This window comes from Phenylobacterium sp., from assembly GCF_016124325.1.
Classification (GTDB): domain Bacteria; phylum Pseudomonadota; class Alphaproteobacteria; order Caulobacterales; family Caulobacteraceae; genus Phenylobacterium.
Genome location: NZ_WGNY01000023.1, coordinates 72,432 through 96,194 on the forward strand (window position 1 = coordinate 72,432; position 23,763 = coordinate 96,194).

Annotated in this window: 20 protein-coding genes; 12 read left to right on the forward strand and 8 right to left on the reverse strand. The window is 71.6% G+C overall.

Annotated elements, in window-relative coordinates; translation table 11 throughout:
• Positions 1 to 3: 3 nt before the first annotated feature.
• Positions 4 to 2,421, reverse strand: a complete 2,418-nt coding sequence (locus GC203_RS14570) for a membrane-bound PQQ-dependent dehydrogenase, glucose/quinate/shikimate family (RefSeq protein ID WP_293455781.1) — start codon at positions 2,419 to 2,421, stop codon at positions 4 to 6.
• Between the two features lie 159 nt (positions 2,422 to 2,580).
• Between GC203_RS14570 and GC203_RS14575 the strand changes: the two genes are divergently transcribed.
• A complete protein-coding gene (locus GC203_RS14575; protein ID WP_293455783.1) occupies positions 2,581 to 3,744 on the forward strand; it encodes a DUF3089 domain-containing protein in 1,164 nt (387 codons plus the stop codon).
• A 28-nt stretch (positions 3,745 to 3,772) separates the two neighbouring features.
• Here the strand turns inward: GC203_RS14575 and GC203_RS14580 are convergent, their stop codons facing one another.
• Positions 3,773 to 3,952: a DUF1328 family protein gene (locus GC203_RS14580; protein WP_293455786.1), complete on the reverse strand. Its 180-nt coding sequence runs from the start codon at positions 3,950 to 3,952 to the stop codon at positions 3,773 to 3,775.
• A 115-nt stretch (positions 3,953 to 4,067) separates the two neighbouring features.
• Here GC203_RS14580 and cobT point away from each other — a divergent pair, with 115 nt between their 5' ends.
• The 3 genes from cobT to GC203_RS14595 are packed head-to-tail and all read left to right on the forward strand — an operon-like array spanning position 4,068 to position 7,736.
• Positions 4,068 to 6,020: a cobaltochelatase subunit CobT gene (gene cobT / locus GC203_RS14585; RefSeq protein ID WP_293455789.1), complete on the forward strand. Its 1,953-nt coding sequence runs from the start codon at positions 4,068 to 4,070 to the stop codon at positions 6,018 to 6,020.
• Positions 6,017 to 6,988: an esterase-like activity of phytase family protein gene (locus tag GC203_RS14590; protein ID WP_293455791.1), complete on the forward strand. Its 972-nt coding sequence runs from the start codon at positions 6,017 to 6,019 to the stop codon at positions 6,986 to 6,988. Before cobT ends, GC203_RS14590 begins: the two co-directional genes overlap by 4 nt.
• A 4-nt stretch (positions 6,989 to 6,992) precedes the next feature.
• A complete protein-coding gene (locus tag GC203_RS14595) occupies positions 6,993 to 7,736 on the forward strand; it encodes a dienelactone hydrolase family protein (protein WP_293455793.1) in 744 nt (247 codons plus the stop codon).
• Positions 7,737 to 7,888: 152 nt separating this feature from the next.
• On the opposite strand, the gene GC203_RS14600 is transcribed toward GC203_RS14595, so the two are convergent.
• From GC203_RS14600 to GC203_RS14620, 5 genes are all read right to left on the reverse strand, one after another.
• Entirely contained in the window at positions 7,889 to 8,227 is a 339-nt protein-coding gene (locus tag GC203_RS14600) for a GIY-YIG nuclease family protein (RefSeq protein WP_293455794.1), read from the reverse strand.
• A gap of 184 nt (positions 8,228 to 8,411) precedes the next feature.
• Positions 8,412 to 10,274 carry an ABC transporter ATP-binding protein gene (locus GC203_RS14605; RefSeq protein ID WP_293455796.1) on the reverse strand — a complete coding sequence of 621 codons (1,863 nt, stop codon included), beginning with the start codon at positions 10,272 to 10,274 and terminating at the stop codon, positions 8,412 to 8,414.
• Entirely contained in the window at positions 10,271 to 12,127 is a 1,857-nt protein-coding gene (locus GC203_RS14610; RefSeq protein WP_293455798.1) for an ABC transporter ATP-binding protein, read from the reverse strand. The genes GC203_RS14605 and GC203_RS14610 overlap by 4 nt, the downstream gene beginning before the upstream one ends.
• A gap of 141 nt (positions 12,128 to 12,268) precedes the next feature.
• A complete protein-coding gene (gene rpmB / locus GC203_RS14615; RefSeq protein ID WP_293455800.1) occupies positions 12,269 to 12,565 on the reverse strand; it encodes a 50S ribosomal protein L28 in 297 nt (98 codons plus the stop codon).
• Between the two features lie 283 nt (positions 12,566 to 12,848).
• Positions 12,849 to 13,526 carry a peptidoglycan DD-metalloendopeptidase family protein gene (locus tag GC203_RS14620; protein WP_293455802.1) on the reverse strand — a complete coding sequence of 226 codons (678 nt, stop codon included), beginning with the start codon at positions 13,524 to 13,526 and terminating at the stop codon, positions 12,849 to 12,851.
• A gap of 243 nt (positions 13,527 to 13,769) precedes the next feature.
• Between GC203_RS14620 and GC203_RS14625 the strand changes: the two genes are divergently transcribed.
• From GC203_RS14625 to cdd, 6 genes are all read left to right on the forward strand, one after another.
• Entirely contained in the window at positions 13,770 to 14,408 is a 639-nt protein-coding gene (locus GC203_RS14625) for a TetR/AcrR family transcriptional regulator (protein ID WP_293455805.1), read from the forward strand.
• Entirely contained in the window at positions 14,405 to 15,370 is a 966-nt protein-coding gene (locus tag GC203_RS14630; protein WP_293455808.1) for an HlyD family secretion protein, read from the forward strand. Before GC203_RS14625 ends, GC203_RS14630 begins: the two co-directional genes overlap by 4 nt.
• Positions 15,371 to 15,428: 58 nt before the next feature.
• Entirely contained in the window at positions 15,429 to 16,346 is a 918-nt protein-coding gene (locus tag GC203_RS14635) for an ABC transporter ATP-binding protein (RefSeq protein ID WP_293455811.1), read from the forward strand.
• Positions 16,343 to 17,476 carry an ABC transporter permease gene (locus GC203_RS14640; protein WP_293455814.1) on the forward strand — a complete coding sequence of 378 codons (1,134 nt, stop codon included), beginning with the start codon at positions 16,343 to 16,345 and terminating at the stop codon, positions 17,474 to 17,476. Before GC203_RS14635 ends, GC203_RS14640 begins: the two co-directional genes overlap by 4 nt.
• A gap of 366 nt (positions 17,477 to 17,842) precedes the next feature.
• Positions 17,843 to 18,379 carry a ubiquinol-cytochrome c reductase iron-sulfur subunit gene (gene petA, locus GC203_RS14645; RefSeq protein ID WP_293455816.1) on the forward strand — a complete coding sequence of 179 codons (537 nt, stop codon included), beginning with the start codon at positions 17,843 to 17,845 and terminating at the stop codon, positions 18,377 to 18,379.
• 83 nt (positions 18,380 to 18,462) lie between these two features.
• Complete coding sequence (gene cdd / locus GC203_RS14650; protein WP_293455818.1) at positions 18,463 to 18,876, forward strand: cytidine deaminase; 414 nt, start codon at positions 18,463 to 18,465, stop codon at positions 18,874 to 18,876.
• A 63-nt stretch (positions 18,877 to 18,939) separates the two neighbouring features.
• Here the strand turns inward: cdd and GC203_RS14655 are convergent, their stop codons facing one another.
• Positions 18,940 to 20,754 (reverse strand): DUF885 family protein, encoded by a 1,815-nt coding sequence (locus tag GC203_RS14655; protein WP_293455820.1) that lies wholly within the window; start codon positions 20,752 to 20,754, stop codon positions 18,940 to 18,942.
• A 146-nt stretch (positions 20,755 to 20,900) separates the two neighbouring features.
• Between GC203_RS14655 and GC203_RS14660 the strand changes: the two genes are divergently transcribed.
• On the forward strand, positions 20,901 to 23,444 hold the full coding sequence (locus GC203_RS14660) for a helicase-related protein (protein ID WP_293455823.1): 2,544 nt from the start codon (positions 20,901 to 20,903) through the stop codon (positions 23,442 to 23,444).
• Positions 23,441 to 23,725: an RNA-binding S4 domain-containing protein gene (locus GC203_RS14665; RefSeq protein WP_293455826.1), complete on the forward strand. Its 285-nt coding sequence runs from the start codon at positions 23,441 to 23,443 to the stop codon at positions 23,723 to 23,725. Before GC203_RS14660 ends, GC203_RS14665 begins: the two co-directional genes overlap by 4 nt.
• Positions 23,726 to 23,763 lie beyond the last annotated feature (38 nt).

The following is a 23,763-nucleotide window of genomic DNA, read 5'->3' on the forward strand; positions in this document are numbered from 1 at the left end:
CGCCTACTTCAGGGCGTAGGCGATGACGTAGTCGCCGCGCTCGCGGCTCAGCATCGAGCCGCCGGCCGTGACCACCACGTACTGCTTGCCGCTGACCGGCGAGACATAGGTCATCGGCGTGCTGGCCGAGGCGACCGGCAGGCGCGCCTTCCAGAGTTCCTTGCCGGTGGCGTTGTCGTAGGCGCGCAGATAGGGGTCGGTCGTGGCCGAGCGGAAGGTCACGCCGCCCGCCGTGGTCACCGGCCCGCCCAGGCCGAAGGTGCCGATCGGGATCGGCAGGCCCGACTTCAGGCCCAGCGGGGCCTCCGCCTCGGCCGTGCCCGCGGGCACCGACCAGACGATCTCGCGGGTCTTCACGTCGATGGCCGTCAGCATGCCGTGCGGCGGCTGGAGGCACGGCGCGAAGATCGGGCTCAGCATGAAGAAGTTGTGGGTCTTGTAGGCCACGGCCTTCAGGCTGGGCGGCGGGCGATCCTTGATCTGGGCCAGCCGCGGATCGGGTTTGTCCGCCGGCAGCAGCGCCACCGTCTGGGGCATGCGCACGTCGCTGACGATCAGCAGGCCGCGGCGGGCGTCATAGGCGCCCGAGCCCCAGTTCATGCCGCCGGCGTTGCCGGGGAACTGCAGCGACGGCCGGCTTTTGTCGCCCGGCGGGGTGAAGTCGCCGTCGTAGCGGGCCTTGCGGAACTGGATGCGGCAGGCGAGCTGATCCAGCGGGGTGGCGCCCCACATCATCTCCTCGCTCAGCGGCTCGACGCCCACGGTGGGCATCTCCACCGAATAGGGTTGGGTGCCATAGACCCATTCGCCCAGCTGAGCGCCGCCCGGCACGCGCACCTCCACCACCCGGGTGAGCGGCTTGCCGGTGCGCCGGTCGAGCACGAAGATCTGGCCGCGCTTGGTGAGCTGGACCAGGGCCGGCGCCGTTCCGCCGTCGACCGGGAAGTTGATCAGCATCGGCTGGGACGGGACGTCGTAGTCCCAGAGGTCGTGGTGGACGGTCTGGAACGACCAGCGTTCGCGGCCCGTCTCGGCGTCCAGCGCCACGATCGACGAGGAATAGGCCTCGGACGCGCGGGTGCGGTGCGAGCCCCAGTAGTCGGGCGTGGCGTTGCCGGTGGGCAGGTAGACCAGGCCCAGCTCGGGATCGAAGGCCGGCGTCGACCAGACGTTGGGTGTGCCGCGGGTGTAGCTCTCGCCCTCGGGCGGCAGCTTGGTGGTCCCGGGCGCGCCGATGTCCCAGGCCCAGGCGAGCTCGCCGGTCTTGACGTCGAAGGCGCGGACCACGCCGGACGGCTCGGCCAGTTCGCGGTTGTCCATGACCCAGCCGCCGATGATGACGCGGTCGCCCACGACGGTCGGGATCGAGGTCTGGAAGTAGTAGTTGGACTTCACCTCGCCCATGCCGACCTTGAGGTCGACCATGCCGTCCTTGCCGAAGCCGGGGCACGGCCGGCCGGTGTCGGCGTCCAGCGCGAAGAGCTGGGCGTTGATGGTCGAGGAGAGGATCCGGCGCTGGCAGGCGGGCGGCGCCTCGGCGGGCTTTGCGGCCTCGGCCGCCGGGGCAGGGGCCGGCTTGGCCGCCGCCGCCTTCGCGGCCGGGGCGGGCTTGGCGTCGCCGGCGTCCCAGTAGCCGACGCCGCGGCACCGGTTCCAGAACGACGGCTTCACGTGCGGATCGTGCCGCCACTTCTCCTTGCCGGTGTCGGCGTTGAGCGCGATCACCACATTGGTCGGCGTGCAGACGTAGACCATGTCGCCGACCTGGAGCGGGGTGTCCTGGTCCTGGCTGCCGAGGTTGGGCTTCTCGCCCGTGCGGAACGTCCAGGCGACCTTCAGCCCGTCGACGTTCTCGCGGTTGATCTGGTCGACGGGGGCGTAGCGCGTGCCGCCCGGGTCGCGGCCGTAGTAGCGCCAGTCCGACCGCGCCGCCGCCGGCGCGGCGCCGCTGCGCACGGCCGCGGGGCTTTCGGCCTGGCCCCAGGTGAAGGTGGCCGGCAGCGCCGAGCCCAGCACCGCCAGGCAGACAAGCGACAGGACGGCCACGGCAAGGCCGGCCTGGTTGCGCATGCGCCCCTTGGGAGCCGTCGGGATCACCAGCAGCACGAAGACGCCGAGCACGGCCGGCGCGAACAGCCGCGGCAGCAGCGGCCAGAAGACGACGCCCGCCTCCCACAGCGCCCAGCCCAGGGTCGCGCCGAGGGTGGCCGCGTAGACAAAACCCGCCGCGGGATGGCGGCGCACCAGCAGCACGCCGGTCACGGCCACGGCCGCGCCGGCCAGCAGGTAGTAGGGCGAGCCCTGCAGGGCCACCAGCCAGCCGCCGCCGGCGGTCAAGGCCAGGCCCACCAGCGCCACCAGGCCCCCGCCGATCGCGGCCCAGATGCGGACCGGCCAGCCCGCCTCCTTGTCAGACGCCATGCGCGTTTCCCCCGAGTCGAGGGACAGACCTTAGCGAGCCGCGAACGCGGCGTCATGGACAGGCTGGACCCCGCGTGGCGGTCGCGCGATGATCATACGCAGCTTTCGAAAAACAGAACGCGTTGGAGGGGAGACGCCATGTTCGTACGGCCGCTTGTGATGTTTGCGGTTTCCACCGCCCTGGCCCTGGCCGGCGGAACGGCGTCGGCCCAGACCGCCCTTCCGAAGAACGACTACGCCAGGCCCGAGACCTGGCTGTGCCGGCCCGACAAGACGGCCGACGCCTGCGCGGTCGACCTGACCACGACGGTGGTCCGGGCCGACGGGACCGAGACGGTCGAGGCCTTCAAGGCCGACCCGAAGGCCCCGATCGACTGCTTCTACGTCTATCCCACCGTGTCCATGGACCCCGGCGTGGTCTCCGACATGACCGCCGGGCCTGAGGAGCTCAACGTGGTGAAGCAGCAGCTCGCCCGCTTCGGCGCGAAGTGCCGCATCTACGCCCCGCTCTATCGCCAGTTCACCCTGACCGGGCTGCGCGCGATGATCCTGGGCCAGCCCCTCCCCGGCTCGAACGATCCGGCCGTGCGGCAGGTGGGCTACAACGACGTGGTCGACGCCTGGACCTATTACATCGCCCACGAGAACAAGGGCCGCGGCGTGGTGCTCATCGGCCATTCCCAGGGCTCGGGCGTGCTGACCCGGCTGATCGCCGCCGAGATCGACGGCAAGCCGGCCCAGAAGCTGTTGGTTTCGGCCCTGCTGCTCGGCACCCGCCTGCCCGTGACGGAGGGCAAGGACACCGGGCTCTTCAAGTCGATCCCCACCTGCCATTCGGCGTCGCAGACCGGCTGCGCGATCGCCTACGCCACCTTCCGCGACACCGTGCCGCCGCCGGCCAACAGCCGGTTCGGGCGGGTCGAGGGCATGCCCGGCATGGAGGCGGCCTGCGTGAACCCGGCGAACCTGTCGGGCGGCTCGGGCGAGTTGAAGGCCTATCTCTCCAACGGCTCGGAGATCGCGGCGTCCTCAGGCCCCCGGCCGCCGTGGGTGCAAGGCAAGCCCGACCCGAAGACGCCCTTTGTCTCCGTGCCGGGCCTGCTGACGGCGCAATGCGTGTCGAAGAACGGCTTCAACTATCTGGAAGCGCACGTGAACGCCGACCCCGCCGACCCGCGCACCGACGACATCGCCGGCGATGTGGTCACGGGCGGCAAGGTCAGCGCCGACTGGGGCCTGCACCTGATCGACGCCAACATCGCCATGGGCAACCTCGTCGACGTGGTGGGCGAGGAGGCCAAGGCCTGGCTGGCGAAGCGGTGACGCGAGCCGGCGGTGTCGGACGCCGCCGCTAGTCTCCCATGATCTTCCGGCCGGCGAAGACCCCGATGGCCAGGAAGATCAGGAAGCCGACCACGGCGACGAAGAACAGCAGCTTGGCGATCCCGGCCGCGGCGCCGGCGATGCCGCCGAATCCGAGGAGGCCGGCGACGACGGCGACGATCGCGAAGATCAGGGCCCATTTCAGCATGGAGAACTCCTTGAGTGCGAAACCTGAGCCGTTTCAACGCCGAGGCCCTTCGCCCGTTCCGCCGCACACGATTCCTTGTTTCGCGGGGCCCCGGCCCTGATCTATTGACCGAGTGATGGCCAAGAACCCCGAAAGCCCGTTGGAGCCGTTCAAGCGCGCGCTGGCGCACGCCGCCCGTTCGCTCGCCGAAACGCCGGACCTCGAGATCGTCTATTCGGGCGAGGGGCCGCAGCTTTCGGGCAACCGCGCGGTGCTGCCGCACCCGCCGCGCGACCTGACGCCGGCCGACGCCGCGCGCATCCGCGGCCTCGCCGACCAGATGGCGCTGCGCATCGCCCACCACGACCCGGCCGCCCACGCCAAGACCCGCCCGGCCTCGGGCGGCGGCCAGCCGATCTACGACGCCCTGGAGCAGGCGCGCATCGAGGCCATCGGGGCCAACGCCATGGGCGGCGTGCGCGAGAACCTGAAGACGGTGATGGACCACGCCTGGTCGCGGCGCGTGTTCAACGAGGCCGAGGCCATCGCCAATCCGCCGCTGGCCGAGATCGTCAGCCTGATGGCCCGCGAGCGGCTGACCGGCGAGCCGCCGCCGCCGATGGCGCGGGCGCTGGTCGACATGTTCCGCGGCGAGGTGGAATCCAAGGCCGGCGCCGACCTCGACCGGCTGAGCGGGTCGCTCGACGACCAGAAGGCCTTCGCGCGGATCGCCCGCGCCATCATCCGCGACCTGCAGATGGGCGACGACCTGTCGGACGCCCCCGAGCAGTCCGACGACGACCAGGACGGCGGGGAGGAAGGCGAGCCCGAGGCCTCCGACGAGCAGGACGACGGCGACGGCGAGGGCCAGTCCCCGCAGCAGAGCGCCATGGACGAGGACGAGTCCACGCACCGCGAGAGCGAGGACGCCGACAGCCAGATGATGCAGTCGGAGGAGGACCCCGACGCCGACGACGCCGACGAGCCGCCCGAGATGGGCGAGGGCGACCAGCCCATGCGGCCCGACCCGTCGGGCGACAACCGCGCGGTCACCTACAAGGTCTTCACCTCGGCCCACGATGAGATCGTGGCCGCCGAGGAGCTCTGCGATCCCGAGGAGCTGACGCGCCTGCGCGCCTATCTCGATCAGCAGCTCGCGTCGGTCTCCAACGTCGTCTCGCGGCTGGCCAACCGGCTGCAGCGCAAGCTGCTGGCCCAGCAGAACCGCTCGTGGACCTTCGACCTGGAGGAAGGCCTGCTGGACGTGGCGCGGCTGACGCGCGTGATCGTCGACCCGACCGCCTCGCTCGCCTTCAAGGAAGAAGACGACACCGAGTTCCGCGACACGGTCGTCACCATCCTCATCGACAATTCGGGCTCGATGCGCGGGCGGCCGATCATGGTGGCCGCGGTCTGCGCCGACATCCTGGCGCGCACGCTGGAACGCTGCGGGGTCAAGACCGAGATCCTGGGCTTCACCACCCGGGCCTGGAAGGGCGGCAGTTCGCGCGAGGACTGGCTGAAGGCCGGCAAGCCCGCCCAGCCGGGGCGGCTGAACGACCTGCGCCACATCATCTACAAGGCCGCCGACGCTCCCTGGCGGCGCGCCCGGCGCAACCTCGGCCTGATGATGCGTGAGGGCCTGCTGAAGGAGAACATCGACGGCGAGGCGCTGATCTGGGCGCACCACCGGCTGATCGGCCGGCCCGAACAGCGGCGCATCCTGCTGGTCATCTCCGACGGTGCGCCGGTGGACGACTCCACCCTGTCGGTGAACTCGGGCCACTACCTGGAGCGCCACCTGCGCGAGGTGATCGCCGAGATCGAGACCAAGAGCCCGGTGCAGCTCATCGCCATCGGCATCGGCCACGACGTGACCCGCTACTACAAGAACGCCGTGACCATCGTGGACGTGGAACAGCTGGCCGGCGCCATGGTGGAGCAGCTCGCCGACCTGTTCGACGAGGAGCCGCGCCTGCTCACCCGCCGCAGCGCGGGCCTGCTGCAGCCGCCGCCCAACACCCAGGGGCCCCAGGGCGGCGCCGGGCGGAGATCCACCTTCAAGGAAGTCCGGAGGGTCTCGGCGTGAGGCGGGTCGCGCTGGCCGCGGCGCTGCTGCTCGCCGCCTGCGCGCCGACCGCCAGCCTTCCCGACGCGCCCGTGGCCGCGGGCGCGTCGATCCGCGTCGAGGCGAAGCCCGTGCCGGAATTCCCGCCCGATGCGCCGCGACCGGCCGGCGACGACTTCGCCTTCGTCGGCGGCCTGGAGCTGACGTCTCCGGACACCTCGCGCTTCCACGGCCTGTCCGACCTGGAGGTGCTGCCCGACGGCCGGTTCATCGCCGTCAGCGACGAGGGCGATCTGGTGAGGGGCCGCCTGGTGTTCGACGCCAAGGGCGCGCCGAGCGGCATGGCCGACGTCACCCTGAAGCCGCTCACCAACCTCGACGGCCAGCCGCTCAGCGGCAGCAAGGCCGACTCCGATTCCGAGGGCCTGGCGCTGTGGCCCAACGGCGACCTGATGATCAGCTTCGAGCGCAATCATCGGATCTGGCTCTATCCGGCGAACGGCGGGCCGCCGCGCGCGGTCCCCTCGCCCGACGCGCCGTTCCCCGACAATTCGGGCATGGAGGCCCTGGCGCTGGACCCCAGCGCCGGCCGCGACGCCTACATCACCGGCCGCGAGGACACGCGCGAGACCTGGGTCTGCCGGCTGTCGGGCGGCTGCATCCCCGGCCCCAGGGCCGCGCCGGACGCGGGCGCGGGGTCGCTGGTGGCCGCCCGTCCCCTGCCCGGCGGCCGCTGGGCCTATCTGCTGCGCGATTTCAGCCCCGCCACCGGCGCGGTGATCCAGATCGTCGTGGCCGACGGGAACGGCCGCGCCCTCGACACCCATGTGATCCGCCGTCCCGCCAACGTGGACAATTTCGAAGGCCTCGCCGCCCTGCCGCGGCCGGACGGGACGGTGCGGTTCCACCTGATCGTCGACGACAATTTCTCAAGCGCCGAGCGGACGCTGTTCTTCACGTTCGACTGGACGCCGCCGAAAGGGAGATAGCGCCATGCGCCAGGACGTCTCGATCCCCACGCCGGAGGGGGATGCGCGAGCGTTCGCCTTCACGCCCGACGCGGGCCAGGGCCCCTGGCCGGCGGCGATCATCTTCATGGACGCGCCCGCGATCCGGCCCGCCCTGTTCGAGATGGGCCAGCGGCTGGCCGACGCCGGCTACTACGTCCTGCTGCCCGACCTGTTCTGGCGCGCCGGGCCCTATCCGCCGCTGGACATCGTCAAGGCCCGCGCGGGCGACCCGGAGATGGTGGCGCTGTTCCAGAAACTGCGCGGCTCCACCGGCGTGGAGAAGCAGATGGCCGACGCCGAAGCCTGCCTCGATTGGCTGGCGACGCAGCCCCAGGCCCGGGCCGGCAAGGTCGGCGTCACCGGCTACTGCATGGGCGGAAGCATCGCGCTGCGCGCCGCCGGGACCTTCCCCGACCGGATCGCCGCGGCCGCCAGCTTCCACGGCGGCAACATGGCCACCGACGACGAGAAGAGCCCGCACAGGCTGGCCGACCGAATCACGGCCAAGGTGCTGGTGGCCGGCGCCGAACAGGACGGCAGCTACGACGAGGCCCAGGACGAGCGCCTGCGCGGGGCGCTGAAGGACGCCGGCGTCGACGCTCAGGTCTCGATCTGGCCGGGCTGCCGCCACGGCTGGGTCCCGTCCGACATGCCGGTCCACAACCCCGAGGGCGCCGAACGGCACTGGCGCGAACTGGTGGGACTGTTCGACGGGGCGCTGAAGTAGCGTCGAGGTCTGAGCGGCTGGGTCCCGGATCTGCGCGCTCTGCGAGCGCTACGTCCGGGATGACGTGGGAATCTGTGAACCGTCATCCCGGCCGGAGGTCCGCGCCAGCGGGCCGCAGAGCCGGGACCCAGCCGCTCAAATCTCGACGCCACCTACCGCTCGTTCGCCCACGACAGCGGGCCTTCAGGCGCCTCGAACCAGGGATCGGACAGGTCGCGCCACTCGGGATTGATCTCCTCGATGAGCGCGAGCTTCCACGCGCGGCGCCACCGCTTGATCAGCTTCTCGCGCCGGATAGCCTCCGGCATCGTCGCGTGGCTCTCGTACCAAACCAGCGTCTTGCAGCCGTAGGTCTTGGAGAAGCCCTCGAAAATTCCGAGCTTGTGCTGCTGGATGCGCGTCTGCAGCTCGCTGGTCACGCCCACGTAGAGCGTACCGTTGCGAGCGCTGGCCATGATGTAGACCGCGATCGTGGCGTCCCGTCCGACCATCGCCCGAGCCTAGCGGATGCAGATTTGCGGCGTCGAGGTCTGAGCGGCTGGGTCCCGGATCTTCGCGCTCTGCGAGCGCTTCGTCCGGGATGACGTGGGAATCTGTGAACCGTCATCCCGGCCGCAGGCCTGCGCGAGCGGGCCGGAGAGCCGGGACCCAGCCGCTCAGAACGCGACCTCACGCCTACGTCCGCGTCGCGAACTCCGCGTCGCCGCTCACCGCCACCTGCTGGTCGTCGAAGCTGGCGTGGGCCGAGGTGTAGAGGCGGTGGTAGAGGCCGCCGGCGCGCATGAGCTGGGCATGCGAGCCCTGCTCAAGGATGCGGCCCTGCTGCAGCACGACGATGCGGTCGGCGTCGCGGATCGTCGCCAGCCGATGGGCGATGACCATGCAGGTGCGGCCCGCGAACAGCACCTTCAGCGCCTTCTGGATCGCCTGCTCGGTGAAGGAGTCGATGTTGGCCGTGGCCTCGTCGAGGATCAGGATCTTGGGGTCGGCCACCAGGGCGCGGGCGAAGGAGATGAGCTGGCGCTGGCCCACCGAGAGGTTGCGGCCCCGCTGGCCCAGGCGCGTCTGGTAGCCCTCGGGCAGGCGCGAGATGAAGTCGTGGGCCGCCACCGCCTTGGCCGCCGCCACGATGTCGTCCAGCGTGGCGTGGGCGGTGTTGTAGCGGATGTTCTCCTCGATGGTGCCGGTGAACAGGAACGGCTCCTGCAGCACCATGCCGATCGAGCGGCCCAGGCTGTCGAGGGTCACGTCGCGCACGTCGCGGCCGCCCACCAGCACCTGGCCCTGGTCGACCTCGTAGAAGCGGTGGGCCAGGGCGATGATCGAGGTCTTGCCCGAGCCGGTGGGCCCCACCAGCGCCACCACCTCGCGCGGGCGCACCGTCAGTGAGATGTCGTGCAGCACGGGCCGGGCGGGATCGTAACCGAAGGTCACGTTCCGGAACTCGACCGTGGGCTCGAAGTCGGCGAGCGGCCGGGCGTCCGGCTTGTCGGCGATGGTCACCGGCACGTCCAGCACCTCGAAGATGCGGTGCGCCGCGGCCATGGCGCGCTGCATGATCGTGTACTGCATCGACAGCATCCGCACCGGCTCGAAGAACCGCTGCACATAGAGGACGAAGGCCACCATCACGCCCACGTCCATGCGGCCCGAGACCACCTCGCCGCCGCCTACCCAGACCACGATGGCCAGCGCCACGCCGGTGAGCACGTCGACGGTGGGGACCATGATCTGGCTCATCCACGAGGCGCCGACCTGGGCCCGGAAGTTCTCGAACGCCTTCTCCTTGTAGAGGTCGAAGTTCAGAGCCTCGCGGCGGGTCTCCTGCACGGTGCGCACGCCGTTGATGTTCTCGGCCAGCGCCGAGTTGGCGGCCGAAGAAGCCTCGCGGGCGACCCGGAAGCTGGTCTTCGAATGCGGCAGCCAGACCGCGCGCACCGCGATCAGCGCCGGCAGGACGGCCAGGGCGAAGAGGCCCAGCTTCACGTCCATGTAGAGCAGCATCACCGAGATGCCGATCAGGGTGGCGAGGTCGCCCACCGCTCCCGTCGTGCTCTCCAGGAACTCCTGCAGCGCGTTCACGTCGCCCTGGAGGCGGGCCATGATCCGACCCACGTGGGTCTTGTCCATGAAGGACAGCGAGATGTCCTGGAAGTGGGCGAACATCGCCCGGCGGATGTCGAAGATCACCTGCTGGGCCAGGCGGGCCGAGGTCCACTCGCTGGCGAAGAAGGCCGTGATGAAGACCCCCGCGCCGACCGCGAACATCGCCATGGTGGATCGCAGCATGGCCAGGTCGTGCGCCGCCGCGCTCGTCACCACCCGCCCGATCAGCCACGGCAGGACCACCGAGGCCGCCGCCGAGCAGAGCACCGCCGCCTGGGTGAGGATCACCGTGCGCCGGTGGGGTCCGAGATAGCCCAGGAACCGCCGCGCCACGGCGGGATCGAACACGCCGAAGACGTCGTCGCCCTCGGGCGAGCCCAGGGAGGCCCTGGGCGCGCGGCGCGGCGGGCTGGGGGGATCGGTCTCGCTCACGCCGGCGCCTCCTCGTCCAGCACGGCCTCGGCGTCGGACCGGGTCTGCAGCTCGTAGAGGTCGGCGTAGACGCCGCCGCGCGCCACCAGCTCGGGGTGCGTCCCGCGCTCGACGATCCGGCCCTCGTCCAGCACCAGGATCTCGTCGGCGTGCATCAGCGACGACAGCCGGTGGGCGATGATGATCGTGGCTTTGGTCTCCGTCGCCCGCGCCAGCCCCTCGCGGACCTTGCGCTCGGTCACCGCGTCGATGGCGGCGGTGGAGTCGTCGAAGATCATGATCCCCGGCCCCGGCACGACGCCGCGGGCGATGCTCATGCGCTGGCGCTGACCGCCGGAGAGCGCCACCCCGCGCTCGCCCACGCGGGTCTCGTAGGCCTCGGGCAGGGCGGCGATATGCTCGTGGATCTGCGCCGTGCGCGCCGCGCCGACGATGCGCTCGTCCTCGGCCCACGGGTCGGCGTAGGCGACGTTGTGGCCCACCGAGGCGTCGAACAGGAACGCCTCCTGTTGCACCAGCCCGACATAGGCGCGCAGCGACTCCAGCGTGACGTCGCGGATGTCGGTCGCGTCGATGGTGATGCGGCCCGAGGTGACGTCGTAGAAGCGCGGGACGAGGTTGGCGACGGTGGATTTGCCAGACCCCGGCGGCCCGACGATCCCCAGGGTGCGCCCCGGCCGCAGCTCGAAGTCCAGGCCGGAGAGGATCTCGCGCCCCGCCGGGTCGTAGCGGAAGCCGACGCCCTCGAAGCGCAGGACGCCGCGCGGCGCGGCCAGCGGCCGGGCGCCCGGCCGGTCGGCGATCTCCGGCTCCAGGTCCATCACCTCGAACAGCCGCGCCCCGGAAGAGGTCGCCCGCGCCAGCGCGTTGAAGATCATCGCCACCTGCCGGATCGGCGCCTGCAGGAGCGTCATGTAGGCCGTGAACTCGGTGAGCCGGCCCGCCGTCATGGTCCCGGCCGCCACCTTGCCGCCGCCCACCCAGAGCAGCACGCCGAGCGAGGCGTAGAAGCTGACCTGCATCGCCGAGACGCCCCGGAAGCGCAGGGTGATCCGCTTGAACGCCTCGGCCAGGGCCGCCCCGCCGGCGCGGTCGAACTTGTCCATCTCCAGGTCGCGGCCGGCGAAGGCGCGGACCACCCGGATGCCCTGGAGGTTCTCCTCCATGGTCAGCGTCAGGACCGACATCAGCTGCTGCACCCGCATCCAGGTGATCCGCAGCAGGAAGCCCATGCGCGCCAGGGCGAAGCCGGCCACCGGCACGAAGGCCAGGCCGATCAGCGCCAGCGTCGGATCGGCGGAGATCATCATGTAGGCCGCGAACCCGATCAGCAGGGCTAGCGAGAGCGCCTGGGCCATCCCCGCCTGGATCACCACCCGCGCCCCTTCCAGGTCGAGCATCCCGCGCGTGATGAGGTCGCCGGAGTGGATGCGGTCGTGGAAGCCGAACGAGAGCCGTTGGAGCTGCTGGAAGAAGGCGAGCCGCAGGTCGTAGGCCACGCGCTGGCTCACATATTCGGCCTGGTAGCCCGACAAGGCCGTCAGCAGGCCGCGCGTGGTGGTGGCCGCCACGATCAGCACCGCCGAGAGCAGCAGCGCATGCCGCGCCGCCTCGGCCTGGCCGGCCTGGGCGGCGATGCGCAGCGCGTCGTCCACCGAGCGGCCCAGCAGCCGGGGCAGCGTCAGGCTCGCCGCCGCCGCCAGCAGCGAGGCGGCCGACGTCAGCGCCAGCCGGCCGCGATAGCGCAGGGCCAGGCGCGCGATCCGCGCCAGCACCTGCGGCATGGCCGAGACGTCGACGGTCGGCGCGCCGTCGCGCGCGCCGCCGCGCCCGGTGACGGGCGTGCTGCTCATCCGAAGCTTCCGTGTGTGTGATTCGATTGTGAGCCGGACGTGTGCAGGACGCCAGCATCCTGCGTCTTCGATTCGTCATCGACGCACAAAAAAAGAGGCCGCCCCGAAGGACGGCCTCTTCAAAACCGGATTGGCGGGCGCTTAGGCCGCGGCCTGCTCGGCGAGCTTGGCCTTCACCTGACGCTTGATCTTCAGCGCCTTGGGCGAGAGCACCTCGTCGCGCGCCTTCAGCAGCACGGCGTCCAGGCCGCCCTTGGCGTCGACGGTGCGCAGCGCGGCGTTGGTCATCCGCAGGGTGAAGCTCTGGCCCAGGGCGTCCGAGGCCAGGGTGGCGGCCGTCAGGTTCGGCATGAACCGGCGCTTGGTCTTGATGTTCGAGTGGCTCACGTTGTGGCCGACCATCGGCCCGACACCCGTGAGTTCGCAGCGGCGCGACATGGCGAGATAACCTTCGCATGGAAAACAGATGCGCCGGACGGACCGCCCGCGCAGGGAGCGCGCGATATAGAGGAAGGCTGCCCGCGGCGTCAAGGCGGCGACGCGATCTGTCGCCGGGACCGGGCCGCCGGGCGCGACCGCGTTGTGTCGCGGCGCGAGTCGGATACTATATTTCGTAGGGAACGAAAGCTGAATCGCTGGGAGTCAGTGATTCGGTCGCGATTCGTTTCGCGCCTGTTCCCGCCTGCCGAGCCCGTGCGTAAATCCCCGCGAAGCGGCGGATCTAGTCGCCCATCTCCACGGTCTCGACCTTGGCGACCAGCACGCGCTCGGCGTCGAAGTGCGCGCCGCGCCGATCGATCAGCTCCAGGTGCACATGGTCGGTCATGCCGGCCGGATACTTCCGCTGGAGCGAATGGGCCACGCCGATCGGCCGCCCCATCAGCACGGCCGCGCCCTCCTCCACCTTGGGGTCCACGTAGAAGACCCGCGCGGCGACCTTGAGCGCCGGATTGGTGATCTCGACGAACTTCAGGGTCGTGTCGCCCGGATAGGCGAAGCCGATCTTGGTGACGAAGCCCGAGATGGGCGCGCGGACGAGCTGGCCGGCGCGCGCGGCGTAGTCGACGCCCTCATGGCGGCGCGCGCCGCCGTCGCGGGAGGCTCCGAACTCGCCGTCGCCGTAGGCGTCGTGGCCGCGGGGCGCATGGCCCGTCGGATTGGCGAAGTCGGCGACGCCGTCGCCGTCGAGGTCGGCGCCTTCCCAGACCAGCTTGGTGATCGTGGGCTCGCTCGCTGCGGGCCCCGCGGCCCCGCGGGCCAATGACGCCTTCAGGATCGGCGCGCCGGCGAGCGGGGCCGCCGCGGCCGCGGTCGCGCCGATGACGGCGGCCACGACAAGGACCTGGAGCGGTCGTTCGACCACCAGTTCATGGAGACGCGCACGGACGCCCGACTTCATCCGGAACCCTTACTCGATACGTCGTCCCGCCCGATCTGGCGCCGGGCATGGGGAGCGATTTTCCTGGAGCGCCGCGCTGGGCCGCGGCGGGCGAAAAGGGTCCTGCAGGCGGACCGCGGCGGAAAATTGGCGCCTGCGCCGGAAATTAACGATGCGACGCGTCGCCCTGCGACAATGCGCGCCGCCTTGTCGCGATCACCGGCCCATGCTAATAACCGACTGGTCAGTTATTAAGGTGAAGCCATGGATCCCGGCGCGCCCAAGTTCCGGCGGCGGAAGGCCGAGCGGCCCGGCGAGATCGTGGCCGCCGCCCTGGCGGTGTTCGCCGAGAAGGGATTCGCCGCCGCGCGCCTGGACGAGATCGCCGCGCGCGCCGGCGTGTCGAAGGGCGCGCTCTACCTCTACTTCGAGACCAAGGAAGACCTGTTCCGCGCCGTCGTCGGCCAGGCCATCGCGCCGAACATCGCCGCCGTCAGGGCGATGGCCGAGGCCCATCCCGGCCCCTTCGAGGACCTCCTGCGCGGCGTGGCGACGCAGCTCGCCCACATCGTCGGCGTCACCCGCATCGGCAGCGTGGCCAAGATGGTCATCGGCGAGGCCCGCAACTTCCCCGAGGTCGCCCGCGTCTGGCACGACGAACTGGTCGCCCACGCCCTGGCCGCCATGTCGGGCGCGATCGCCGCCGCCCAGGCCCGCGGCGAGGTGAAGCCCGGCGACCCGCGCGTCTACGCCCTGCAGCTGATCTCGCCGATGCTGCTCGCGGTGATCTGGCGCGAGACGTTCGTGCCGGTGGGCGCGGAGCCCTTCGACCTCAACACCCTCGTCAGCCAGCACGTGGAGACGATCCTGCGCGGCATGCTCGCCGAAGGAGCCTCGACATGAACCGCCAGCGCGTCCTCGTCGCCGGCCTCGTCCTGACCGCCGCGGCGATCGTCACGGCCCTGGTCGCCATCCCGCGCCTCGGCGAGCGCCACACGCTCACCGGCTATGTGGAAGGCGAGGCGCTCTACATGGCCGCGCCGGTCTCGGGCGCGGTGCGCTCGGTCAGCGTGGTCCGCGGCCAGGACGTGGCGGCCGGACAGCCGCTGTTCGTGGTCGATCCCGCCCAGGTGCGCGCCCAGTACGACCAGGCCAGCGCCGAGACCGCGGCGGCGGAAGCCCAGGCGCAGGACGTGCGCAAGGGTCAGCGCCCCGTCGAACTGGCGGTCTACGAGGCGAACATCGCCGCCGCCGAGGCGGCCGCCCGCGACGCCCGGGCCACGCTGCGCCGGGTCGAGCCGCTGGTGAAGGCCGGCTGGTACGCCCCGTCCCGGCTGGACGACGCCAAGGCCGCGGCCGAGGCCGCCGACGCCCAGGTGCGGGCCGCGCGGCGCCAGCGCGACGCCGCCGCCCTCGGCGCCCGCGAGGACCAGATCCGCGCCGCCGACGCGCGCGTGGCCCAGGCCGCCGCCGCCGCGGCCGGCGCCTCGGCCCGGCTGCAGGACGTCGCCCCCAGCGCCCCGGCGAAGGCGCGGGTGGAGGACGTGTTCTTCCACGCCGGCGAATGGGCCCCGGCCAATCAGCCGATCCTCAGCCTGCTGCCGGACGATCGGATCAAGGTGCGGTTCTTCGTGCCGGAGAAGGATCTGTCGGCCTATCGCGTCGGCCGCGCCGTGCGCTTCTCGTGCGACGGCTGCGCGGGAGGCCTGACGGCGAAGATCGACTACGTGAGCCCGCGCCCCGAGTTCACGCCGCCGGTCATCTACAGCCGCGAGGCCCGCGACCGGCTCGTCTACATGATCGAGGCCCGCCCCAGCACCCGGCTCAACCCCGGCCAGCCGGTGGACGTGGAGCCTCTGGCGTGAGCCGGCGTCCGCATCGCCTCTCCCTCTCCGTTCGCTGCGCTCACGGGGGGAGAGGACGATGACCCTCGCCATCGACGTCCACGGCCTGAACAAGAGCTTCGGCGACAAGCACGTGGTGCAGGACGTCAGCATCCAGGTGGCCCAGGGGCGCATCTGCGGCTTCCTGGGCCCCAACGGCTCGGGCAAGACCACCACGCTGCGGATGCTCTGCGGTCTGCTCACCCCCGACTCCGGCTCGGGGCAGGCGCTGGGCTACGACATCATCGCCCAGGCCGAGCAGGTGAAGCTGCGCACCGGCTACATGACCCAGAAGTTCTCGCTCTACGAGGACCTCACCATCGCCGAGAACCTGCAGTTCACGGCCCGCGTCTATGGCCTCGACCGCCGCCGCGAGCGGGTCGAAAAGGCGCTGGAGCGGCTGGGCCTGACCTCGCGGCGCGGCCAGCTCGCCGGCACGCTGTCGGGCGGCTGGAAGCAGCGCCTGGCGCTGGCCACCGCCACCCTGCACGAGCCGCGCCTGCTGTTGCTGGACGAGCCCACCGCCGGCGTCGACCCCAAGGCGCGGCGCACCTTCTGGGACGAGATCCACACGCTCTCCGCCGAGGGCCTGACCGTGCTGGTCTCGACCCACTACATGGACGAGGCCGAGCGCTGCCACGAGATCGCCTACATCAGCTACGGCCGGCTGATCGCCCGCGGCACGGCCGAGGAGGTGATCGCCAACTCGGGGCTGGTGACCTTCCACGGCGAGGGCCCCAACGCCGACCGGCTGGCGCACGAACTGGCCAAGGCGCCGGGCGTGGAGACCGCGGCCGCCTTCGGCGCCTCGATCCACGTCAGCGGCGAGGACCGCGCGGCCCTGGAGGCGGCGATCGCGCCCTATCGCGGCCAGGGCTACGCCTGGACCGAGGCGGCGCCCACGCTGGAGGACGTGTTCATCCAGCTCATGGACCGCAGCCGGGACAACATCCAATGACCGGCCTGTCGTGGACCCGCGTGCTGGCGGTGCTGATCAAGGAGTTCAAGCAGCTCACCCGCGACCGGCTGACCTACGCCATGATGCTGGCGATCCCGGTCGTGCAGCTCACCCTGTTCGGCTATGCGATCAACACCGAGCCGCGCCACCTGCCGACCGCGGTGCTGTCACAGGAGGACAGCCGCTATGCGCGCGCGATCACCGCGGCGCTGAAGAACTCGCTCTACTTCGATTTCGTGGGCGAGGTGCGCAGCCCCGCCGACCTCGACCTGATGATCCGGCGCGGCGACGCGCAGTTCGCCGTGACCATCCCGGGCGACTTCAGCCGCCGGGTGGCGCTGGGCGACAAGCCGCAGGTGCTGGTCGAGGCCGACGCCACCGACCCTTCGGCCACCGGCGGCGCCGTGGCCGCCCTGGCCGCCCTGCCCGACCAGGCGCTGGCCCACGACCTGAAGGGCGCGCTCGCCGCCCGTGGCCAGGCCAGCGCCCCGTTCGACGTGGTGGTCCACCGCCGCTACAACCCCGAGGCCATCACCTCGTACAACATCGTCCCCGGCCTGCTGGGCATCATCCTGTCGCTGACCCTGGTGATGATGACCGCGCTCAGCGTCACCCGCGAGACCGAGCGCGGCACCATGGAAACCCTGCTGTCGACGCCGCTGGAGCCGATCGAGGTGATGGTCGGCAAGCTCGCGCCCTATGTGATGGTCGGCCTGATCCAGACGGCGATCATCCTGGTGATGGCCGCCGTCCTGTTCCACGTGCCCATGGCGGGCGGCTGGCTGGGCATGACGGTCGGCGTGGGCCTTTTCATCACCGGCTCCCTGGCGCTGGGCTTCCTGATCTCCACCGTCGCGCGTTCGCAGCTCCAGGCGATGCAGATGAGCTTCTTCTACATCCTGCCGTCGATCCTGCTGTCGGGCTTCATGTTCCCGTTCCGCGGCATGCCGGCCTGGGCCCAGTGGATCGGCGAAGCGATCCCGGTGACCCACTTCCTGCGGGTCGTGCGCGGCAGCCTGCTGAAGGGCCAGGGTCCGGGCGACCAGTGGCGCGAGCTCCTGGCCCTGCTCGCCTTCGTCTGCGCGGTGACCGCGCTGGCCATGGCCCGCTACCGGCGCACGCTGGACTAGGCGCTTCCGTCACGCTGCTCGTCGCGGCGAGGGATGGGTGCGCGGCTGGAAGCTCCTCCCTCTCCCCCACGCGAAGCGAGAGGGGAGAGGTCAGGTGAGGGGCGGCGCGGTGCGGCCCGCCACCGCTCCCGCTTCAGCCAGAACCCCGGAGGCGCCGACGGTAGCGGCTCGTGGCACAGCGCGGCTGGCCATGGTTGGACCGGTTGGCAAGCGTAGATCCCGAGCCGCCCCTCTCCCTACCCTCTCCCCTCTCGCTGCGCGGGGGGAGAGGGCCTCACCGCCTCAAAAAAGCTCGCGTTACGAGCTTTCTGGAGAACTATGGCCGGGCTTGGCCGTTAACGATCCGGGGGGATACTGGAGGTCGAGTTGACCGACGTACCCGTTTCCACGCCGCACGAAACCGAAACGCGGCGCGATTTCATCCATATCGCCGCCGGCGCCGCGGCGCTGGGCGCGGTGGGCGGCCTGGCCTGGCCGCTCATCGACCAGATGAACCCGGCCGCCGACTCCCTGGCCATGGCGTCGATCGAGACCGACTACGACAAGGTGGAGCTGGGCCAGCAGATCGTCGTGAAATGGCGCGGCAAGCCCGTCTTCATCCGCCACCGCACGCCGAAGGAGATCGAGGAAGCCGTGCGGGACGACACGGCCGACCTGCGCGACCCCGCCACCGACGAGAGCCGCCACAAGCCCGGCATGGCCGAATGGCTCATCGTGATCGGGGTCTGCACCCATCTGGGCTGCGTGCCAAACTTCGGCCAGGGTGACTACGGCGGCTGGTTCTGCCCCTGCCACGGCTCGGTCTACGACACCTCGGGCCGCATCCGGAAAGGGCCCGCGCCGAAGAACCTATTTCTGCCCGACTATCAGTTCTTGGGTGGCGGAAAGGTACGGATCGGCTAACGCTCGGTTCCAGCCTGTTACGCGGCATCGGGCTGGCTCCTAAGCTTCGCCTCGTGTCGAACCTTCCAGGACGCGTACCCCCTATGACCTCCATCACTCCCGCCGGCGTGGCCGTCGAGTTGAGACGCCTTCTCGCCAATAGCCACGCCCCCTATTCCGGCGTGCACGTCGCCGCCGCCGTCGAGACTGCCGACGGCGGCGTCTACTATGGCGTCAACGTCGAGAACGCCGCCTACCCCGAAGGCCTCTGCGCCGAGGCCAGCGCGATCTCGGCCGCCGTCACCCAGGGCAAGACCTCGATCCGGCGGATCTGGGTCGCCTCGTCGCTGCCCGGCTTCATCTGGCCATGCGGGGGCTGCCGGCAGAAGATCCTCGAGTTCGCCGCCCCCGGCTGCGAGGTGGTGAGCGTGGGCGCCGGCGGCGAGTCGGAGAGCCACGCCATCGAGGCCCTCCTCCCGCTCGGCTTCCGCCTGATCTCCCGCGCCAAGAGCGCCTAGAGCCTTCAAAGGCTCAGGGCCCGTCCGTCCGGGCGAACCGGGCCCGCTTCGCCCGGAAGGCCTCTAGCCCTTGGCCGCGATGTAGCGGTCGATCACCGTGGCCAGCACCGTGAGCGGAGCCCCGCCGGTGGTCACCACGGCGTCGTTGTAGTCGCGGATGTCGAACGCCGGGCCCAGCGCCGCCTTCGCCTTCTCGCGGAGCCGCACGATCTCGGTGTGGCCGACCTTATAGCCGCAGGCCTGGCCCGGGCTGGCGCAATAGCGGTCGACCTCGCTGGTGATCGCCGCCGTCGAACGGCCGGTGACGCCGGTCATCCATTCGATCGCGTGGTCGCGGGTCCAGCGCTTGTCGTGCAGGCCGGTGTCGACCACCAGGCGCGCGGCCCGGAAGCGAAGCGCCTGCCAGTAGCCCAGCCGGCCGAACGGGTCGTCCTTGTAGAGCCCCACCTCGTCGGCGAGCTGTTCGGCGTAGAGCGCCCAGCCCTCGATGAAGGCGTTGAAGTAGACCAGCGACGAGATGGTGTGGATGTCGTCGTGGCGTTCCGCCAGGTACGCCCCCTGCCAGGCGTGGCCGGGCAGCGCCTCGTGCATGGTCAGGCTCGAAAGCGTGTACCTGGGCCAGTTCGCCATATCGCGGAGGTTCACGTAGTAGATCGCCGGCCGCGAGCCATCGAGGGCGGCGAAGTTCATGTAGCCGAGCCCGGCGCCGGCCTCGATCTCCTTGGGCACGGGGCGCACCTCCACCGGGGCCTTGAGCCCCAGCTTCGACAGCTTGGGCAGGAACGGCCGGATCGCGGCGATGCGGCCGTTCAGGTAGGCGATGAGGTCGGCCTTCCCCTGGTCGGTCGCGGGATAGAGGAACTTCGGGTCCTTGGTGAGCGCGCCCATGCGCTCGCCGACCGAGCCCTGGGTGTAGCCCTGGGCGCGCAGGATCTGGTCCATGTCGGCGTCGATGGCCGCGCCCTGGTCGAGGCCCATCTGGTGGATGTCGGCGGCGGTGCGTTCCGTCGTGGTGCCGACCTTGAGCGCCCAGCGGTAGTAGTCGGCCCCGTCCGGGAACTTCCAGACGCCTGCGTCCGAAGTGGCCTTGGCCTGCAGGGCCTTGACCGCGGCGAGCTGGCGGTCGAGCGCCGGAAACACCTTGTCGGCGACGATGGCCGTGGCGCGCGGCCCATAGTCGCCCAGACCCTTGGCCTTGGCCCGTTCGGCCACGGACGTCACCAGCCGCGTGTCGCCGGCGGCCTGGCCGCGCAGGGCGGCGATCTGGTCGACGGCGGTCGACAGCAGGAAGTCGGGCGGGATCACCCCGCGCCCGGCCCCGTCGGCCATCCGCGCCGTCTCCTGGTCGAGGCCGGCGGCGTAGCCTTCCAGGCGGGCGAGATAGGCCTCGGCGTCGGCCTTGGTCTCGATCAGGTGCTGGGCGTTCAGGAATTCGCCGCCATTGACCACCAGGCCATCCTGCTGGGTGACGATGTAGGGGTTGGCGCTGTCGCGGCCGTAGGCGAAGCGGCCGCCCTCCGCGCCCATGTCCTGGGCGTAGAGCACGGTGTCGTAGGTCGTCAGGTCGCGGCCGGAGAGCCCGTCGCGCGGGATCGCCCGCAGCCGCTTGGCCCGGTCGGCGTAGGCGGCGATCTGGCTGGCCCGGCCCGCGGCGGAGCGGTCGGTCATGCGGCTCTTGAGCGCGGCGCGGGGCCCCTTGTCGAGACCGATGCTGGTGGCGGTCTCCGGGTCCTGCGCCAGCATCTCCTCGACGAAGGCGTCGAGCAGGGCGGACAGGCGCGGATCGTCCACCGGCTTGGCCATGGCGGCGAAGGGCGCGGCGGCTGCGAGCCCGAGGGCGGCCCCGCCCAGGAGGACGTGGCGACGGTTGGCGTACATCTTCGGGTGTCCCCAATGACTTCAAATTGGGCGTGACCCTAGCGGCCGGCCCGCGCCGCGCAATTCCTATGCGGCGAACGGCGTTTGGGCAGGGCCGACGGACCGCGGCGCTTGCCCGACTCCCCGCGGCGTCCCACCTTCAGGTCATGAGCGACCGCCCTACGGGCGCGGCGCCGCCCCGGCTGGTGGCGGTGCTGGGGCCCACCAACACCGGCAAGACCCACCTGGCGGTGGAGCGCATGCTGGGGCACGCCTCCGGCATGATCGGCCTGCCGCTGCGGCTGCTGGCGCGCGAGATCTACGACCGGATCGTCAAGGCGCGGGGTCCGCGCTGCGTCGCACTGATCACCGGCGAGGAGAAGATCGTCCCGCCCCGGCCGCAGTACTTCGTCTGCACCGTCGAGGCGATGCCGCTCAGCGTCGAGGTCGAGTTCCTGGCGGTGGACGAGATCCAGCTCTGCGCCGACCCCGAGCGCGGCCACGTCTTCACCCACCGCCTGCTGCACGCCCGCGGCAAGAGCGAGACCATGCTGATGGGCGCGGCCACCATGGCGCCGCTGGTCCGCCGCCTGCTGCCCCACGCCGAGATCCAGTCGCGCGACCGCTTCTCGCAGCTCACCTATGCGGGCCCCAAGAAGGTCACCCGCCTGCCCCGGCGCTCGGCCGTCGTCGCCTTCTCGGCCGACCAGGTCTACGCCATCGCCGAGCTGATCCGCCGCCAGCGCGGCGGCGCCGCCGTGGTGATGGGCTCGCTCAGCCCGCGCACCCGCAACGCCCAGGTGGGGCTCTACCAGTCGGGCGAGGTGGACTTCCTGGTGGCCACCGACGCCATCGGCATGGGCCTGAACATGGACGTCGACCACGTGGCCTTCGCGGGCCTGCGCAAGTTCGACGGCAAGCGCACGCGCTACCTCCACCCGCAGGAGATCGGCCAGATCGCCGGGCGCGCCGGCCGCTACCAGACCAACGGGACCTTCGGCGTCACCGGCGAGGCGGAAGACCTCGATCCCGACCTCGTCGAGGCCGTGGAGAACCATGAGTTCGAGCCCGTGGCCGGGGCCGAGTGGCGCAACGCCAAGCTCGACTTCTCGAGCCTGCCGGCCCTGATGTGGAGCCTGGCGCGGCCGCCCGACCGCGAGGGCCTCAGGCAGGCGGCCGAAGCGCTGGACGAGACGACGCTGAAGGCCCTGGCCGAGGACGAGGTCGTCGCCGCCCGCGTCCGCGACCGCACCAACCTCATGCGCCTGTGGGACGTCTGCCAGACGCCCGACTTCCGCAAGCAGGCCGCCGACGAGCACATCGGCCTGGCCAAGGCCTTCTTCCTCCAGCTCACCGAGCGGCGCCGGCGGATCGGCGACGACTGGATATCGCGCCAGTACGAGCACCTGAACCGCACCGACGGCGAGATCGACACCCTCGCCACGCGGCTCGCCAGCGTGCGCACCCTGGCCTACGTCGCCAACCGCCCCGACTGGCTGGCCGACCCCCAGGCCTGGCAGGCCCAGACGCGGGCGCTGGAAGACCGGCTCTCCGACACCCTGCACGAGAAGCTGATGGCCCGGTTCGTCGACCGGCGGACCAGCGCGCTGATGCGCGGCCTGCGCGTGCGCGAGGAGATGCTGGCCGGCGTCGCCGACGACGGCGCCGTGACGGTGGAGGGCCACTACGTCGGCCGGCTTTCGGGCGTGGCCTTCGAGGCCGCCCAGGGGGCCTCGGTGCTGGAGGAGAAGGCCCTGCGCGCGGCCGCCCAGCGGGCGGTGGCGCCGGAGATCGTGCGCCGCCTCGGCCGGCTCGCCGCCGAGCCCGACGAGGCCTTCGCGCTGTCGCCGGACGGAACCATCGCCTGGCGCGGCGACGTCGCCGGGACGATCGTCGGCGGGTCGCTGTTCGCGCCCCGGGTGCGGCTGCTGGGCGAGATCGGCCACGAGGCCGCCCGGGAACGGGCCGCCCGGCGCCTGGAGGCCTTCGCCGCCGCCGAGGCCGGCCGCCGCCTCGCCCCGCTGCGCCGGCTGGAGGCCGCCGTGGCCGACGGCAAGGTCCGCGGCCTGCCGCGCGGCCTGGCCTACCGGCTGCTGGAGGCCGGCGGCGTGGTCGACCGCGCCGAGGTCCAGGCCGAGACCCGCGCGCTGAGCCAGGTCGAGCGGCGGGCGCTGCGCGCCCTCGGCGTGCGGATCGGCGCCTTCTCGCTGTTCCTGCCCGGCGTGCTGCGGCCCGAGGCGATGGCGCTGGCCCAGGCCGTGATCCGCCGCGAGGCCGGCGGCTGGCGCCCGCCCGCCGGGGCGGTGAGCGCCCTGCCCCATCCCGCCCCCGCCCCGCGGGTCCTGGCCGCCCATGGCCTGCGCGCGGTGGGCCGCCACGCCGCGCCCGTGCTCCAGCTCGAACGCCTGGACGAGCTGCTCCGGGCCGGCCCGATCCAGGGCGGCGGCGTGCTCTTGACCGACCAGGCGCTGGAAGAGCTGGGCTGGAGCGCCCACGACGCCCAGGCGATCCTGCGGGGGCTGGGCTTCACGCCCGCGCGCAAGCCGGCCAAGGGCGAGCCGACCCCCTGGCGCCGCCGGGCCGAGCGCGCGGCCAAGCCCGCCGCCGCGCCCGCGCCGCACTCGCCCTTCGCCGCCCTGGCCGCACTCAAGGACCGGCCCGCGCCCGCGCGGCGCCGTCGCCGGCGGCCGCCCAAGGCGCGCCAGGCGTGAGCGAGGCGGCCTCCTGCCGCGCCGACGTCTGGCTCTGGCGCGCCCGCTTCTTCAAGACTCGCACCCTGGCGGCGAAATTCGTCGACGAAGGCCGCGTACGCCTGACCCGCGCCGGCCAGGAGAGCCGCCTGGACAAATCGGCCCGGCCCGTGAAGCCCGGCGACCAGCTCGTCTTCGCCGTCGGCGGCCGGCTGATCGCGGTCACCGTCGAGGGGCTCGGCGAACGCCGCGGCCCGCCCGCCGAGGCCCGGACGCTCTACTCGACGCTGGGGGAAAGCTGAGCCGCCTGGCGGCGTCTATCCGGGCTTGGAGAAATCCT